Annotated in this window: 11 protein-coding genes; 2 read left to right on the plus strand and 9 right to left on the minus strand. The window is 65.6% G+C overall.

Annotated features, from left to right (window positions below; translation table 11 throughout):
* Positions 1-19 precede the first annotated feature (19 nt).
* The 5 genes from NO931_RS06275 to NO931_RS06295 form a co-directional block, all read right to left on the minus strand.
* Positions 20-517: a pyruvoyl-dependent arginine decarboxylase gene (locus NO931_RS06275; protein WP_256391780.1), complete on the minus strand. Its 498-nt coding sequence runs from the start codon at positions 515-517 to the stop codon at positions 20-22.
* A 160-nt stretch (positions 518-677) separates the two neighbouring features.
* On the minus strand, positions 678-1,916 hold the full coding sequence (gene pan2, locus NO931_RS06280) for a proteasome-activating nucleotidase Pan2 (protein WP_256391781.1): 1,239 nt from the start codon (positions 1,914-1,916) through the stop codon (positions 678-680).
* A 90-nt stretch (positions 1,917-2,006) separates the two neighbouring features.
* A complete protein-coding gene (locus tag NO931_RS06285) occupies positions 2,007-3,035 on the minus strand; it encodes a sugar ABC transporter permease (RefSeq protein ID WP_256391782.1) in 1,029 nt (342 codons plus the stop codon).
* Entirely contained in the window at positions 3,032-3,997 is a 966-nt protein-coding gene (locus NO931_RS06290) for a carbohydrate ABC transporter permease (RefSeq protein WP_256391783.1), read from the minus strand. The genes NO931_RS06285 and NO931_RS06290 overlap by 4 nt, the downstream gene beginning before the upstream one ends.
* A gap of 19 nt (positions 3,998-4,016) precedes the next feature.
* Positions 4,017-5,246, minus strand: a complete 1,230-nt coding sequence (locus NO931_RS06295; RefSeq protein WP_256391784.1) for an extracellular solute-binding protein — start codon at positions 5,244-5,246, stop codon at positions 4,017-4,019.
* Between the two features lie 460 nt (positions 5,247-5,706).
* Here NO931_RS06295 and NO931_RS06300 point away from each other — a divergent pair, with 460 nt between their 5' ends.
* A complete protein-coding gene (locus NO931_RS06300; protein WP_256391785.1) occupies positions 5,707-6,849 on the plus strand; it encodes an ABC transporter ATP-binding protein in 1,143 nt (380 codons plus the stop codon).
* 113 nt (positions 6,850-6,962) lie between these two features.
* On the opposite strand, the gene NO931_RS06305 is transcribed toward NO931_RS06300, so the two are convergent.
* Positions 6,963-8,993 (minus strand): DUF7997 domain-containing protein, encoded by a 2,031-nt coding sequence (locus NO931_RS06305; RefSeq protein WP_256391786.1) that lies wholly within the window; start codon positions 8,991-8,993, stop codon positions 6,963-6,965.
* A 201-nt stretch (positions 8,994-9,194) separates the two neighbouring features.
* Between NO931_RS06305 and NO931_RS06310 the strand changes: the two genes are divergently transcribed.
* The gene (locus NO931_RS06310; RefSeq protein WP_256391787.1) at positions 9,195-10,271 is read left to right on the plus strand and encodes a TrmB family transcriptional regulator; all 1,077 of its coding nucleotides are present in this window, start codon (positions 9,195-9,197) and stop codon (positions 10,269-10,271) included.
* A gap of 93 nt (positions 10,272-10,364) precedes the next feature.
* On the opposite strand, the gene pepF is transcribed toward NO931_RS06310, so the two are convergent.
* The 3 genes from pepF to gfo6 all read right to left on the minus strand — a co-directional run bounded on the left by pepF (position 10,365) and on the right by gfo6 (position 14,134).
* Positions 10,365-12,158 carry an oligoendopeptidase F gene (pepF, locus tag NO931_RS06315; protein WP_256391788.1) on the minus strand — a complete coding sequence of 598 codons (1,794 nt, stop codon included), beginning with the start codon at positions 12,156-12,158 and terminating at the stop codon, positions 10,365-10,367.
* A gap of 90 nt (positions 12,159-12,248) precedes the next feature.
* Positions 12,249-13,058 (minus strand): tRNA pseudouridine(38-40) synthase TruA, encoded by an 810-nt coding sequence (truA, locus tag NO931_RS06320; protein WP_256391789.1) that lies wholly within the window; start codon positions 13,056-13,058, stop codon positions 12,249-12,251.
* Positions 13,058-14,134, minus strand: a complete 1,077-nt coding sequence (gene gfo6 / locus NO931_RS06325; RefSeq protein ID WP_256391790.1) for a D-xylose 1-dehydrogenase Gfo6 — start codon at positions 14,132-14,134, stop codon at positions 13,058-13,060. Before gfo6 ends, truA begins: the two co-directional genes overlap by 1 nt.
* Between the last annotated feature and the right edge of the window lie 73 nt (positions 14,135-14,207).

Raw genomic sequence — 14,207 nt, forward strand, 5'->3', positions numbered from 1 at the left:
GCGTCGTCTCGTCCGACGCCTATAGAATCGGGTCGCTACGGCCGTACGCCGCGAGTACGACGACCGTGGTGAACGCGTCGTCGGCGACGTCTGCGCTGACGACCTGGTACTCGGGGTCGCCGAACGTCCAGTCGCGAAGCTCCTGTCCCGCCTCTAGTCCCTCGATCACGCGTCGGCTGGCGTCGTCCGGCGACGTGCGGTCGGCGGCCTCGTAGAACAGTCCCGGCCCGTTCTCCGAGCGAACCCACCCCAGTCCCGCGCTGACGGTGTCGCCCGCGCCCGCGACGTCGTCGGCGGGCGGCGCCGTCGCACGCCCTTCGACGACCGTCAGGCGCTCGCCCGCGGGGCCCAGATCGGGTGCCGTCCCGACGGGATCGATCTCCGCGCCCGCGGGCACGATCGAGGAGACGGGAACGAGGTTGTAGTTCTCGATTCCGGCGTCGGCCAGCGCGGCGTCGTACGACGCCATCTCGGTGGGGCCCTCGCCGGTCCCCCAGACGATCCGAATCGGTTCCATGTCCGTTCAAGTGCGCGCGGGGGATAATGCGTTACGAATCCGCCGGGCCCCGCTCGTCGAGACGCCGGATCGGAACGAGTCGACGCTTCGCCGCGGCGAGTGCGGCGTCCGAAACGACATCGAAGGAAGATCGGTCGACGAAAAAGCGGCGGACAGTCCGTCAGTACGCGTAGTCGGCGTAGCCCGCCGAGGCGATCTGATCGCCGGCGTCGTCGTCCTCGTCGAGCTTCTCCATGGCCTCCTCGAAGTCCTCCATCCGGACCTCGGTGCGGCCGTCGCGAATGGCGAACATACCGGCCTCGGTGGCGAGGCTTTCGAGTTCGGCGCCGCTCTTGCCCTCGGTCTGGCTGGCAAGGGTCGTGAAGTCGAGATCGTCCGAGAGGCTCATGTCGCGGGTGTGGATCTGCAGGATCTGCTCGCGGCCGTCGAAGTCCGGCTCGGGCACCTCGATGAGGCGGTCGAACCGACCGGGGCGGAGGATCGCGCGATCGAGCATGTCGAAGCGGTTCGTCGCCGCGATGATCCGCACCTCGCCGCGAGTCTCGAAGCCGTCCATCTCCGAGAGCAACTGCATCATCGTCCGCTGGACCTCGGCGTCGCCGGAGGTCTTGGACTCGGTCCGCTTGGCGGCGATGGCGTCGATCTCGTCGATGAAGATGATCGACGGCTCGCGCTCGGTCGCCAGCTCGAACAGGTCACGGACCAGCCGGGACCCCTCGCCGATGAACTTGCGGACCAGCTCCGAGCCGGCCATTTTGATGAAGGTGGCGTCGGTCTCGTTGGCGACCGCCTTGGCGAGCATCGTCTTGCCGGTGCCGGGCGGGCCGTGCAGCAGGACGCCGCTGGGCGGGTCGATGCCGGCCTCCTCGAACTGCTCGGGCTCGACGAGCGGCTGCTCGACGGCCTCCCGGACCTCCCGGATCTGCTCGTCGATGCCGCCGATGTCGCCATAGGTGACGTCGGGCGACTCGTCGACCTCCATCGCCTGAGCGCGTGCGTCGGTTTCCTGATCGAGCACCGTCTGGATGCTAAAGGAGTCGTTGACAGCGACGCGGTCGCCGGCCTCCAGATCGTCGGCGAGCGAGGGAGACACTTCCGTGAGTACTTCTTGGTTGTTGCCGTGCTGTTTGACGACGACCTCCTCGTCGGTCACCTCTTCGACCGTCGCGACGTACAGCGAGGATGTCTTGAGCGCCTCGTTTTGTCGTTCGAGCGTCTCTGCCTTCTCCTTGAGTTCTTCGCGCCGGCGGTCGGCGGCGTCTAACTGTTCGGTGAGCTCTTCGTTGACGTCGAGAATGTCCGCGTAGTGCTCCCGCAGCGCCGCCAGCCGTTCCTCGTCGGTCATCTCGGGATCGAGTTCGAGCCGGGGGCGGTCAGGAAGCGAGGGACTGTGCGCCATTGGTTATCCGTGGTAGGCCCCCGCGTAAGAAGTGCCTTTTGGGTCCGGTAGGTCTCTCCCGCACCGAAGAAAAACGCAGCGACGGACGGATTACCCTTCCATGCCGCCGAACGACAGGCCGCTCTCCACGTAGCGCTGGGAGAAGAAGTAGATCAGCGCAACGGGTGTCGCATAGGTGAGCGCGTACGCCGCGAACTGCGCCCACGGCGTCGCGAAGTCGTCGACCAGCTGGTACAGTCCGACCGACAGCGGGTACCCGTCGGCGCTCAACATCAGCTGCGCGACGACGAACTCGTTCCACCCCGCGAGGAACGTGAAGATCAGGACGACGGCGAGTCCGGGCTTCGTCAGCGGGAGGATGACCTCCCAGACGATCCGACGCCGCGAGGCGCCGTCCACCAGCGCCGCTTCCGTGTAGGACTCTGGGATGTTGTCCATGAACGTCTTCAGTAGCCAGGTGTTGAACGGCACCGCCCCAGCCGCGTAGAACATCGCAAGCGCGAGATGGCTGTTAGTGATGCCGGCCGCGTTGAACACCACGTACAGCGCGATCAGCGCCGCGATGTTGAGTCCGCCACCGACCTGGGTCAGCATCACGTACCCGTACAGCAGCGGTTTCCGTCCCGTGAACTCGTGGCGCGAGAGGGTGTACGCGCTCGGAACGATCAGCAGGAACGAGAACGCGACCGTCGGGATCGAGAGTCGGAGGCTGTTGGCGAGGTTCGATCCGAGGAACGCTGTCCAAATCTCACCAAGTCCGGCGCCCTTCGGGAATCCGCCGTCGAAGAAGAAGTTCGACTCGCCCCATAGCCACTCGTAGGCCTGGACGTTCCATTGGCTGGGCGAGGCAAAGATCCCCTGACTGTAGAGGTTCGCCGCGGGCGTCCCCTGTGCGATCGAGGAGTTGATCACCCAGTACACGGGGAACATGAGCAGCACGACGAACAGCAGTGCCCCGATCGACGCGAGGCTCGTCAGTGCGATGTCCCGGTAGGTAACTCGGCCCTCGCGGAGGCCGACGATCGTCTCCTGTACGTCCTCCACGACGCGCACCGGCCATCGCAGCGCGTGGACGATGTCGTCGCGGATGTTCTCGAGGATGGATTGTCGCATGCTCATGCGTTCTGCACCCCGTCTGCGAGACGGCCTTTCTTGACGTTGATCCACATGAACATGGCGATGAAGATCAGCGCGCTAAACATAATCGCCGAGGCCAGCGCCATGTTCTGCGGTGTTCGGACGAATGCCTCGCGGTACCCGTACACGAGGATCAGCTCGTTGTTCCTCGCGGGGCCACCTTCGTTGAACACGAACGGGACCAGGAACTGCTGGAACGAGGCGGCGGCGGTCAGGATCGATGCGAACCAGACCGGCCGCTTGATCGCCGGCAGCGTGACGTGGACGAATCGATGGAAGTAGCCCGCGCCGTCGACCTTCGCGGCGTCGTGGAGCTCGCCCGAAACGTCCTGCAGTGCGCTCACGATGATGATCACCATGAACGGGTACGCCAGCCACAGTTCGGTGACGACGTAGCTCAAGAACGCCAGCCAACGGTTGGCTAGCCACTGTATCGGTCCTGGACTCGCCCCGAACAGTTCCATGATGTTGATATAGAGCGTATTCGCCAGACCGAAGCGCGCGTTGCTGAAGATGCTCCGCCAGACGGTGATCTTGAAGATCCCCGGAAGGCCGAGCGGGATAATCACGATTGCGCGCATGTAGCGTTTGCCCTTGACCCGTTCGTGGGTGAGCACGAGCGCGACGAAGATGCTGAAACCGATCTTCAGCGTCATGCTACAGAACACGAACAGCCACGTGATCCCCATGGACTGCCAGAACTGCGGGTTCTGGAACAGGTTCAGGTAGTTGTCGAAGGCGATGAACGTCCAGTTGCTGTTGATGAGGTCTTCCGGGGGTCGCGCATTGGTGAACGACAGGAACACCAGGTAGAACAGCGGGAACAGCATGAACCCGGTGTAGGCGATGAGCCCCGGCAGCGCTAACGCGCCGGCTTTGTCCTCGGAGGACGGTAGCCGGTCCGTTAACCAGGATCTGTCGACGGAGTCGCTAGACAGGCTCATAAAAATTCAGGTAGTTGGGTTACCCTTCCCAGTTGCTACGGACTGTCTCCGCGGCTTCGTCGAACCGGGAATCAATGTCGGCGCCGTCCTGCAGGACGGCGTACATGGCGTCCTCGGTAGGCGCCCAGACCGCGCTCATCTTGGGGTGGTTCGGCATCGCGATACCGCCGTCGTAGGAGCCCTTGAATCCGGAGACCTGATCACCGAGGTCATCGGTGGAAATCGAATTGAGCACCGGAATGGCGCTGGTCGCCTCGGCGTTCGCTAGCTGGTGGTCCTCACTCTGGGAGACGTACTCGGCGTATCCGAGGGCTGCATCGCGGCGATCTTCGTCGTCGGCCATGCGGGCCGAGAAGTACCACATCTGCGTCCCCGTGTACGGCGAGGGCGTGTTGCCTTCAACTGTCGGGAAGGAGGTGACGCCGACGTCGATGCCATTATTCTCGAACGTGCCGATAATCCAGGGGCCGTTGACCGCGAACGGCGCATTTCCGTTCTGGAAGATCGCCTGTTGCGGTCCTGCGTTGGTGTCGGCCGGCACGTACGGCCAGATACGCTCGCGCAGGAACTCCATCCCGCGCTTGGTCTCCTCCTTGTCAAGTCCGGTCACGCCTTCGCCGTCGTCGTTGACCTGGAAGTAGTAGCCGCCGAAGGCGTGCATCCAGGCGCTGGCGAAGTAGGCGTTGATCGGGTGCGAGAGGCCGAACTTGCCGTTGTTCGGATCATTGTACTCCTGCATGATCGATTCCATCTCCGCGAACGTCTCGGGCGGGGAGTCGACTATGTCCTTGTTGTACAGTAGCGAGACCGTTTCCCCGGCGACCGGCAGGGCGATCGTTGCGTTGCCGCCGTCCACCTGAATCGCTTGGACGGCCGCCTCGCTGAACGTTTCTTCGAGGTTGATGTCGATGTCGTCACTGGCGTCGTACAGGAAGTCGCGCTGGTAGTGGTTACCGGCCCAGTCCTGCGCCCAGCGGTACAGCTCGGGACCATCGCCAGAGGCCAGCGTTGTCTCGACACTGTTTCGGAGGTCACCGCTGGCCTCCGCCTGAACGTCGAGGTCCTCTTCCTCATTGTAGGTCTCAAGGCTCGACTCGAACAGGTCCATCTCGGACTCCGTCAGGTCGTGCCAGAGCATCGCATCGCCCTGGTTTCCGCCGCCACCGCCACCCAGAATGCCGAGACAGCCCGACAGGGTGCTTGCTGCTGCAATACCACTCGCGCCTTTCAGTACGCTGCGTCTATCCATTGGCATGGATGAATTGTTGATGAATAATATCTTCGTGTATTTAATGGTTTGGGTTATCGTTTCGACGACGAACTGCACTACTGGTGATATGTTGTTAGCCTTGGACTATCCGGGCAGTAGGGCGAGGACATATATAACACTATCTATCATGTCGGTGACGACAACCACCCGTTACGCGGGTCGCGAATCCGGTTCGATCCGTGTGACCGATGCTGCTTATTGTTTTCGTATACCAGCCCCCAATGCTGCCCGTCCGCTTCGAGCGATGGCGGTCGAACCGGACCGCGGTATTTCTGACCTGCCGGTGCGTTAGCCGTTTTCTACTACCGTCTTTCTCCCTTTGCAGTAGTTGCTGTGGTGGTCGATACCAAAGTCTCGCCATCACGCACGATGAATTTGTTCCTCTCATCTTGATCCGTTTGGGCAAGAGTTATACGGTTTGATACCACGCAAAATAATAATGGCAAGTATCACGGTCGAGGACCTGCGCAAGGAGTACGACGCCGGGAGCATCGTGGCGGTCGATGACCTCTCGCTGGAGATCGACGACAAGGAGTTCATCACCGTCGTCGGCCCGTCCGGCTGCGGGAAGACGACCACGCTGCGGATGCTCGCCGGGTTGGAGCGCGCGACGTCGGGCACGATTCACATCGGCGACGAGGACGTCACGGACGTCCACGCAAAGAACCGCGACATCGCGATGGTGTTCCAGAACTACGCGCTGTACCCCCACAAGACGGTGTTCGAGAACATGGAGTTCGGTCTCCGGATGAGCACCGACCTCGGTCCCGACGAGCGACGCGAGCGCGTTCGTCAGGCCGCTGAGATGATGGGAATCGAAGAGCTGCTCGCCGACAAGCCCGACGAGCTCTCGGGCGGCCAGAAACAGCGCGTCGCGCTCGGCCGCGCGATCGTCCGCGAGCCCGAGGTGTTCCTGTTCGACGAGCCGCTCAGCAACCTCGACGCCAAGCTGCGGACCACGATGCGCACCGAGATCCAGCGCCTGCAGAACGAACTCGGCGTCACCTCCGTCTACGTCACCCACGACCAGGAGGAGGCGATGACGATGGGCGACCGGATCGTGATCCTCAACGACGGACAGCTCCAGCAGGTCGGCGCACCCAAGGAAGTCTACGAGAATCCCGTCAACGAGTTCGTCGGCGGCTTCATCGGCTCGCCGAGCATGAACTTCGTCGATGTCGAGGCATCTGCAGTGAGCGACGGCATCCAGCTGTCCTCCATCGACGGCCGGTTCGAGTACCACCTTAGTTCCGAGTACGTCCAGGGCCTCGAGCAGGACCTCGCGGGCAAGCGATTCACCATGGGCGTCCGTCCGGAGAACGTCTACCCGACGCGCTCGGGGAGCAGCAAGTCCTTCACCGCGACCGTCGAGGTGCTCGAGCCGGTCGGCAGCGACAACTACCTCCACCTCGATATCGCCGAGGACTTCATCGCGCGCGTCGACGCCGACGTCGAACCGGCTGACGGCGACTCGATCGAACTTACGTTCGACGAGGAACACGTCCACCTGTTCTCGCCCGAGACGGGACTGGACATGCTGTCGGCCGAGGCGACCCGAAAGGCGCCCGCCACCTCGGACTGACGCCACAGCCGACCGTTCTTTCTGCCGTCTTCTGCTGTCGACTCGCGCCGAAGCTACACTCTGAACCCGGAGCCGCTGCTACGGAGACGAGTTCACAAAAAAGGGAAGTCGAGTTAGTCGTCGGCGACGACCGGCTCCTCGTCGGCGACCGAGCCGCGGGTCCGCAGTTCCGTGTCGGTCGCCAGTCGGAGCGCGTGGGGCCACCCCAGCGGCGTCGCGCTGTCGGGCGTCCCGTCGTCGAACATCTGCTCGGGGAGGTAGCCGCTGTCGAGACAGAGAGGGCCGCCGGGCGCGATCACGTCGAGCAGTTCGACCGCGCGGTCGAACGCGTCGTCGGCTTCCTCGCGATCGTACTCGTCGAGCAGCGCGCCGAGCTTCGTCGCGGCGTTGGCCGCCCACGCCGTCGAGACCGACCAGATCTTCTCGTCGGCCTGCTCGCGGCGTCGCCAGGGATCGTCCTCGAATCGGACGACCCCGTGGAGGTCGCTGTCGTCGGGATTCCGGTACAGCCCGTCGATCGTCGTCTCGACGTGGCTGACCAGCCGTTCGAGGCGCTCGTCGTCGATATCGGCGACTGCGGCGTACTCGCGGTGGGCGTCGGCCAGCGCGAGCGCACTGGAGTCGAGGCGCTCGTCGAGTTCGCCGTCTTCGATCCGGAGCGCGTACGCGCCGCGGTCGTCCATCCACAGCTCGTCGACGCTCTCGTAGACGTTCTCGGCACCCTCGCGGGCGCGCTCCGCGAGCTCGTCGTCGACGGGCGCTCGGGCGATCGCCGCGTAGGCGTGCAGGAACGTCGCCGTCGTGTGGGCGAACCGCCCGGTCATGTTCTCCCAGGCGTTCTGGGCCGTCTCGGGCAGACCGTCGTCGTCGGTCGTCGCGGCGAGTCCGTCGAGCGCGTCGACGAGCGTCGCCTCGATCGCCGCCGGGTCCTCGGGCTCGCCCAGCCGGAGATACGTCGCCAGGAACGCCGCGACGCTGCCGGTCTGGTCGGCCTGATAGTCGGCGCCGTCGGTCGCTTCCAGACGACCGTGCGCCCACCCCGGCGCGAGGCTGCCGTCGTCGGGCCACACGCGGTGGGGCCAGGTGCCGTCCGGCTGCTGGGTGTCGGCGTAGAACTGCGCGCTGGCCTCGTGGAACCCGGAGAGATCGAGGTCGGTCCGGTCGTCGGCCTCCAGCAGGAACCGCGAGATCTCGGCGTCGTCGCGGAACCAGGTGTAGCCGTAGCCGCCCGAGTAGGCGTACGTCGGGTCGAAATCGGGCCCGGCGATCCGCGCGCCGGTTTCACAGGACAGCAAGGAGAGCACGCGCAGATCGTCCGTCGCGCCGCAGTCGCCCGACAGGCCGGTGTCCCAGTCGGGAATCTGGCGCGCGCCGGCCGTCGCGATGGCGTCGGCGTCGTGGTCGGCCGCGAGCGAGCGCGTCCGGTCGAGCGCCTCGGGCCGGTCGATCTCGTCGACCGCGGTCAGCAGCGAGGCGAACGTGACCGCGCCGTCTTCGAGCGGGGCGACACCGTACACCGTCCCGCCGAGCTTGTTCTCCTCGTAGCGGCCGTCGTCGACGTCGCGCGGGAACTCGACCGGGTCGCCGTCGGCCAGCACCTCGTCGATCTGTTCGGGCACCTGTCCGGAGAGCTCGTCGAAGCCGGTCGACGCCGCGAAGTAGTCGTGCTCGCGGCGGTGGAACACCTCGACGGCGTCGCCGTGATCGAGCTGTGCGAGCTGGGTGCCGGTATCGTCCGGCGAGAACGTCGCCGAGACGCAGACCGCGTCGGCCTCGCCGTCGACGGTCACGTTCGTGACGTGCCCGTCCCCGAGCGTCAGGTCGCGCTGGACGACCGTCGCGTCGCCGATGGACCGCTTCGTCTCGACGATCGCGGTCTCGTCGACGTACGCCTGTTGTTCGGTGTCGTACTCGTCGAACCAGCGGATCTCGTCGTCGACCCGCAGTCCGAAGCGCAGCTGTTCGATGCCGCCGTACCCGGTCAGAGGATACGAGAAGTCACGGAGCGAGCCGTCGGGCCCGACGTGCACGAGGCGATCGTCGAGACCCGAGAAGATGCCGGCAGTCGAGCGGCGTTCCCCCGGGAACGCCGTCTCGCTGCCACGCCGCTCTTTGTAGTCCCGTAGCGCTGTCCGCAGTTTCATCGTTCCGACACAGAAGTCGGTCGGATATAAACATTGTTGAAATACTAATTCACGGTTTATTGCACCGGGGTCGCGGGGGCATCGAGGTTTCTCGGGGTGTAGACGCTGCGTCGTCCCCGATTCGGGTCGTCGGTACCGCCGCCGTGGCCGGTCCTTGCCATTTATTATTGCCCGCGAGCAAGAGTGATGTAGTCAATAATCATGGATGAAAGGGGGCTCGCCGATCTGCTGTCCCAGTTCGGCCTCTCGGAGAAGGAGATCGACACGTACCTGGCGATTCTGGACAGGGGAGAAGCCAAAGCGAGCGAAGTCGCGAACGACGCCGACGTCTCCAAGCGCTACGTCTACAGCATCAGCGAGGAGCTAGAGGAGCGCGGCTTCGTCGAAGTCAACGATCACTCGGTGCCGACGATGATCAAGGCCCGGCCGCCCTCGGAGGTGATCGAGCGGCTCAGCGGGACGATCGAGACGATCGAGCCGGAACTCGAGCAGCGCTACACCAGCACCAACGACGACATCGAGCAGTTCGAGGTGATCAAGTCCCGACCGACCGTGATCAAGCGCATCGAGCGGCTCCTGGAGTCCGCCGACGAGGAGGTGACGCTGACGCTGCCCGCGTCGCTCCTGACGCGGATCCAGCCGACGCTGCGCGAAACGGTCGATCGTGGCGTGCTCGTCTTGCTGTTGCTCAGCGGCCCCGAAGCCGAGGATTACCCGATCGAACAGCTCGACGGCGTCGCCAGCGCAGTTCGCGTCTGGCACGCGCGCGCGCCGCTGATGCTGACCGTCGACCGATCGCTGGGGCTGATCGCGCCAAACGACATGCTGACCCAGTCCAACAGCGACTCCAACGCCATCTCGCTGGCCCAGCGCCAGCTCGTTCCGGTGCTGATCGGCTCGTTCCTCGGGAACTACTGGCCGGTCGCCGAGGAGCTCCACGTCGAGCGCGCCCGCGAGTTGCCGCTGACGACGAGCGACTTCCGGAACGCCGTCCTGCAGGTCGCGCTTCACATGCAACAGGGCCAAGACGTCATCGCGACCGTTCGCGGGCGCCCGGTCGCGACCGAGAACGGCGAGGAGACGATCGAGGGCGAAGTCGTCGGCGTCCGGCAGGGGCTGGTCAAGCCGGCGACCAACTCGTTCCCCGTCGAGAACGCTTTCACCATCGACGCCGGCAACCGGCGGTACACGATCGGCGGCGAAGGGGCGTTCGTCGAGGACTTCGAGGCCTACGAAGTCACGCTGGAGCGTCCCGACGAGCAGGACGCCGACGCGTAAGCTCGCGTCGGTCGTGCTGGGGATCGTTCGCACGGAGAGACGACGACCGACGCCGCCGTTCGGGCGAGCGCCGATAGGCGGCGAGAGCAGTTCTTATCGGAGTAGTTCGGCCATCTCGTCGAGGCGGTCGTCGTAGAACGACAGCGCCGACTCGATCGGCTCGGGCGAGCGCATATCGACGCCGGCGTCGGCCAGCAGTTCGAGCGGATACTCTCTGGAGCCGCGCTTGAGGAACTCCAGGTAGTGGTCGGCGGCGTCGTCGCCGTCCGAGAGGATGCCGTTGGCCAGCGCCACCGCGGCGCTGATTCCCGTGCTGTACTGGTAGACGTAGTACGCCCGGTAGAAGTGCGGGATGCGCATCCACTCGCGGTCGATCCGGTCGTCGAACGCCGCCGGCTCGTAGAACCGCTCTTTGAGGTCGCGGTACAGCTCGTCGAGCCGGTCGGGCGTGAGCGCGCCGCCCTCTTCGACGATCTCGTGGGCGCGGTGCTCGAACTCCGCGAACATCGTCTGTCGATACAGCGTCGATCGGAACCGCTCTAGGTACTCGTTGAGGATGTGCCGGCGGAACGTGGGATCCTCGACGGTCTCCAAGAGGTGTTCGGTCAGCAGCGCCTCGTTGACGGTGCTGGCGACCTCTGCGGTAAAGATTTCGTAGTCGCTGTAGACGTAGGGCTGGTGCTCGCTGGTGTACTGGGAGTGCAGCGAGTGGCCCAGTTCGTGGGCCAGCGTGAACATCGATGCCACGTCGTCCTGGTAGTTCATCAGGATGAAGGGCTGGGTGTCGTACGTACCCCCGGAGTACGCGCCGGACTGTTTGCCCCGGTTCTCGTAGACGTCGACCCACCGCGAGTCGAGCCCCTCGTCGACGCGGGACTGGTAGTCCTCGCCGAGCGCGCCGACCGCCTCGACGACGTGCTCGCGGGCCTCCTCGTAGGGGACCTCGGGACTCTCCGTCTCGGTCATCGGCATGTACAGATCCCACATCCGGAGCTCGTCGACGCCCAGCGCCTCGCGCTTGAGCTCCGCGTGGCGGTGGAGCTTGTCGAGGTTGTCGTCGACAGTCTCCAGGAGCGTGTCGTACACGTCAGTCGGCACGTTCGGGCCGTGCATCGCCGCCTCGCGGGCGGTGTCGTAGTTGCGCGCTCGCGCGAGCTTCACGTCGGCCGTGGCGCTCTTTCGGTACGACGTCGCCACCGTGTTGCGGATCTGGCCCCACTCGTCGTAGAACTGCTCGTACACCTCCCGGCGGAACTCGCGGTTCGGATTCTTCTGGAGCGTCGTGAAGTTCGCCAGCGAGATCTCGACGGCTTCGCCGTCGGGGTCCTCGACGGTGGGGAACTCGACGTCGGCGTTCGTCAGGATGTTGTAGATCTCGCCCGGCGAGCCGGTCACCTCCGAGAGATCCGCCAGCAGCCCCTCGATCTCGGCCGAGCGAGTGTGGGGCTTCATGCGCATGACGTCGTCGACGTAGTGGCCGTACACCTCCAGCCCGTCGGTCGACTCGATCATCTCGTCGATCTCCTCGCGGTCGAGCGCCTGCAGCTCCGGTTCGAGGAAGCTCGCCGCGCTGGATGCCTGCGCTCCCAGCGACTGGGCGCGCGTGGTCATCGCCTGGTACTCCTGGTCGCGCGTGTCCTCGTCGCGGCGCATCCGCGCGTACGCGGAGATCTGCTGGACCGACCGCATCACCGACTCGTAGAGCTCGAACAGCTCCAGCAGCGTCTCCCCGTCGCGGGTGGCCTCCCCCTCGTAACTGGCCAGTTCCTCGATCCGGGACTCGGTTTCCTCGTAGGCCGTCTCCCAGTCCTCGTCGTTCGCGTAGATGCTCTCGAGATCCCACTTGTACTCGTCGTCGATCTCGGAGCGTTCGGGCACCGAACTCATGTGCGAACGGTTGTCTGTCGCGGTGGTAAGTCTTGCTTCTCCGGCGATGCGCGGCCGAATCCGGCGCGTCGGGACGGCCGCCGCCACCGGTCAGCTCTCGCCGATCCCGCCCTCTATTCGCCCCGCGACGCGGGCCCCGGCCGCCCGTTCGATCCGCTTCTCGCGAAACACCTCGCGGGCGCTCGCCGCGGCCTCGGCGTCGACGCCGAAGGTCACGCCCGGATAGGACACGTCGGTGAGTACGAGCGGGTACGGCGGCGCCGGGCCGACGCCCTCGGGACCGTCGATCGGCTCGGCGCCGAGCACGCGCTCGATTTTCTCTCGGTCGGCCGCGCCGGTCGCGACTTCGCGCACGAGTGCGACGACGCGCCGAACGAGCTGCCGGCAGAAGCCGCCAGCCCGCAACGTGACGATCAAAAACGGCTCGTCGACGCGCAGTGACGCCGAAAGGTTGCGTACGGTATTCTCGTCGTCGCTCGTCAGGTTGTGGTAGTCGTGGCGGCCCGCGAGCGCGTCGAGGGCGGCCCGCGCTCGCTCCGCGTCGGCGTCCGGCGCGTGCAGCCAGTAGGTGTAGGTCCGGCTCGCGGCGTCGTGGGTCGCGTGGAACCCGGCGTCGACGTCGGCGCTCGCCCACGCCCGAACGTCCGCGGGCAGTTCGCTGTTGAGCGCGGCGGGCGTCAGCCAGTCGGGCGCCTCGAACGCGACCGTCTGGGCCAGCGCGGAGACGCCGGCGTCGGTTCGGCCGGCCGCGGCGTAGCCGTCGGGAACAGTGGTCTCGCTCTCCGTGACGCCGAGCGCCGCCAGCGCGTCGAGGATCGCCCCCTCGACGGTCGGCACGTCGGGCTGGCGCTGGAAGCCGTGGTAGGGCCGGCCGTCGTAGGCGATCCGGTACGCGCGCATCACCAGTCGAGCTCGACTGGTTCGCCGGTTTCGGCGGACTCGTGGACCGCTTGTATGATCCGCAGGTCGTCGAGCCCGTGGCGCCCGTCCGGCTCGATTTCGGCGTCGCCGAGCACGCGATCCGAGAAGTAGTCGAACAGCTCCAGCACCTCGCGCTCGGCGTCGAACTCGCGGTGGTCGACGTCGACGACGAGGTCGCCCCGCGTGAGCCGGAGCGCGCACTCGCCGTGGAACGCGGGATCGAGCTCGATCTGGCCCTCGGTTCCCGTGATCTTGAGCTGCGTGTCCGTCTGGGCGTTCTGGCTCGTCGTCGTGACCATTCGGACGTCGCCTTCCAGCTGGAGCAGCGAGGAGGAGCGCTCGTCGGGCACGTCCGAGAAGGCGTCGTGGAGCGAGGACATCCGCGACTCGACGGCGACCGGGTCGCGGCCGAGCAGGTAGCGCGCCGTGTTGATCGAGTAGATGCCCAGATCCATCACCGACGTCCCGTAGCCCGAGATGTCGGGATCGAGGCGCCACTGATTCTCGTCGGGGATCATCTCCAGCAATCGCTGGCTGTTGTGGCCCTGGACCGTCGCGGGCTCGCCGATGAACCCCTCCTCGATCAGTTCGCGGGCGCGGCGCACCGCCGGTTCGGTCTGCATCCGGTAGGCGATCATCAGCGGCACGTCGGCGTCCTCGCAGGCCTCGACCATCGTCTCGGCGCGCTCGACGGTGGCCTCCATCGGCTTCTCGCACAGCACCCCCTTCCCGAGGTCGGCGGCCGTCTCGGCGTACTCCAGGTGGTAGGCGTTGGGCGTCCCGATGTACACCGCGTCGTAGGCGTCGCTCGCGGCGCCCTCGTGGTACTCGTCGTAGCTGATCCCCCGCTCGACGTTCTCCTCGTCGGCGATGCGCTCGGCCTTTTCGGTCGAACTGCTCACCAGCACGGCCACCTCGCCGAACTCCGAGCGCTCGATGGCCGGGATGGCGACGTCTCTGGTCCACCAGCCGATCCCGACGAGCGCGTACCGGACGGTGCCCTCGTCGATCGTCTGCCAGTCGCGCTCGTCGTACCCGTCGAGCCACTGTTGCATGGCTCGAACTGTGGTCGCCCCGGGAATAAACGTTGACGCCCCGGAAGCGCGCTTCACCTCGTCGATCGATGAA

The organism is Natronoarchaeum rubrum, from assembly GCF_024494695.1.

What these genes read in the sequence shown, in the direction of transcription:
- NO931_RS06305 (WP_256391786.1), bottom strand. Translation starts at nt 8,993, where the DNA reads ATGAAACTGCGGACAGCGCTACGGGACTACAAAGAGCGGCGTGGCAGC.
- pepF (WP_256391788.1), bottom strand. Translation starts at nt 12,158, where the DNA reads ATGAGTTCGGTGCCCGAACGCTCCGAGATCGACGACGAGTACAAGTGG.
- NO931_RS06310 (WP_256391787.1), top strand. Translation starts at nt 9,195, where the DNA reads ATGGATGAAAGGGGGCTCGCCGATCTGCTGTCCCAGTTCGGCCTCTCG.
- gfo6 (WP_256391790.1), bottom strand. Translation starts at nt 14,134, where the DNA reads ATGCAACAGTGGCTCGACGGGTACGACGAGCGCGACTGGCAGACGATC.
- NO931_RS06300 (WP_256391785.1), top strand. Translation starts at nt 5,707, where the DNA reads ATGGCAAGTATCACGGTCGAGGACCTGCGCAAGGAGTACGACGCCGGG.
- pan2 (WP_256391781.1), bottom strand. Translation starts at nt 1,916, where the DNA reads ATGGCGCACAGTCCCTCGCTTCCTGACCGCCCCCGGCTCGAACTCGAT.
- NO931_RS06295 (WP_256391784.1), bottom strand. Translation starts at nt 5,246, where the DNA reads ATGGATAGACGCAGCGTACTGAAAGGCGCGAGTGGTATTGCAGCAGCA.
- truA (WP_256391789.1), bottom strand. Translation starts at nt 13,058, where the DNA reads ATGCGCGCGTACCGGATCGCCTACGACGGCCGGCCCTACCACGGCTTC.
- NO931_RS06275 (WP_256391780.1), bottom strand. Translation starts at nt 517, where the DNA reads ATGGAACCGATTCGGATCGTCTGGGGGACCGGCGAGGGCCCCACCGAG.
- NO931_RS06285 (WP_256391782.1), bottom strand. Translation starts at nt 3,035, where the DNA reads ATGAGCATGCGACAATCCATCCTCGAGAACATCCGCGACGACATCGTC.
- NO931_RS06290 (WP_256391783.1), bottom strand. Translation starts at nt 3,997, where the DNA reads ATGAGCCTGTCTAGCGACTCCGTCGACAGATCCTGGTTAACGGACCGG.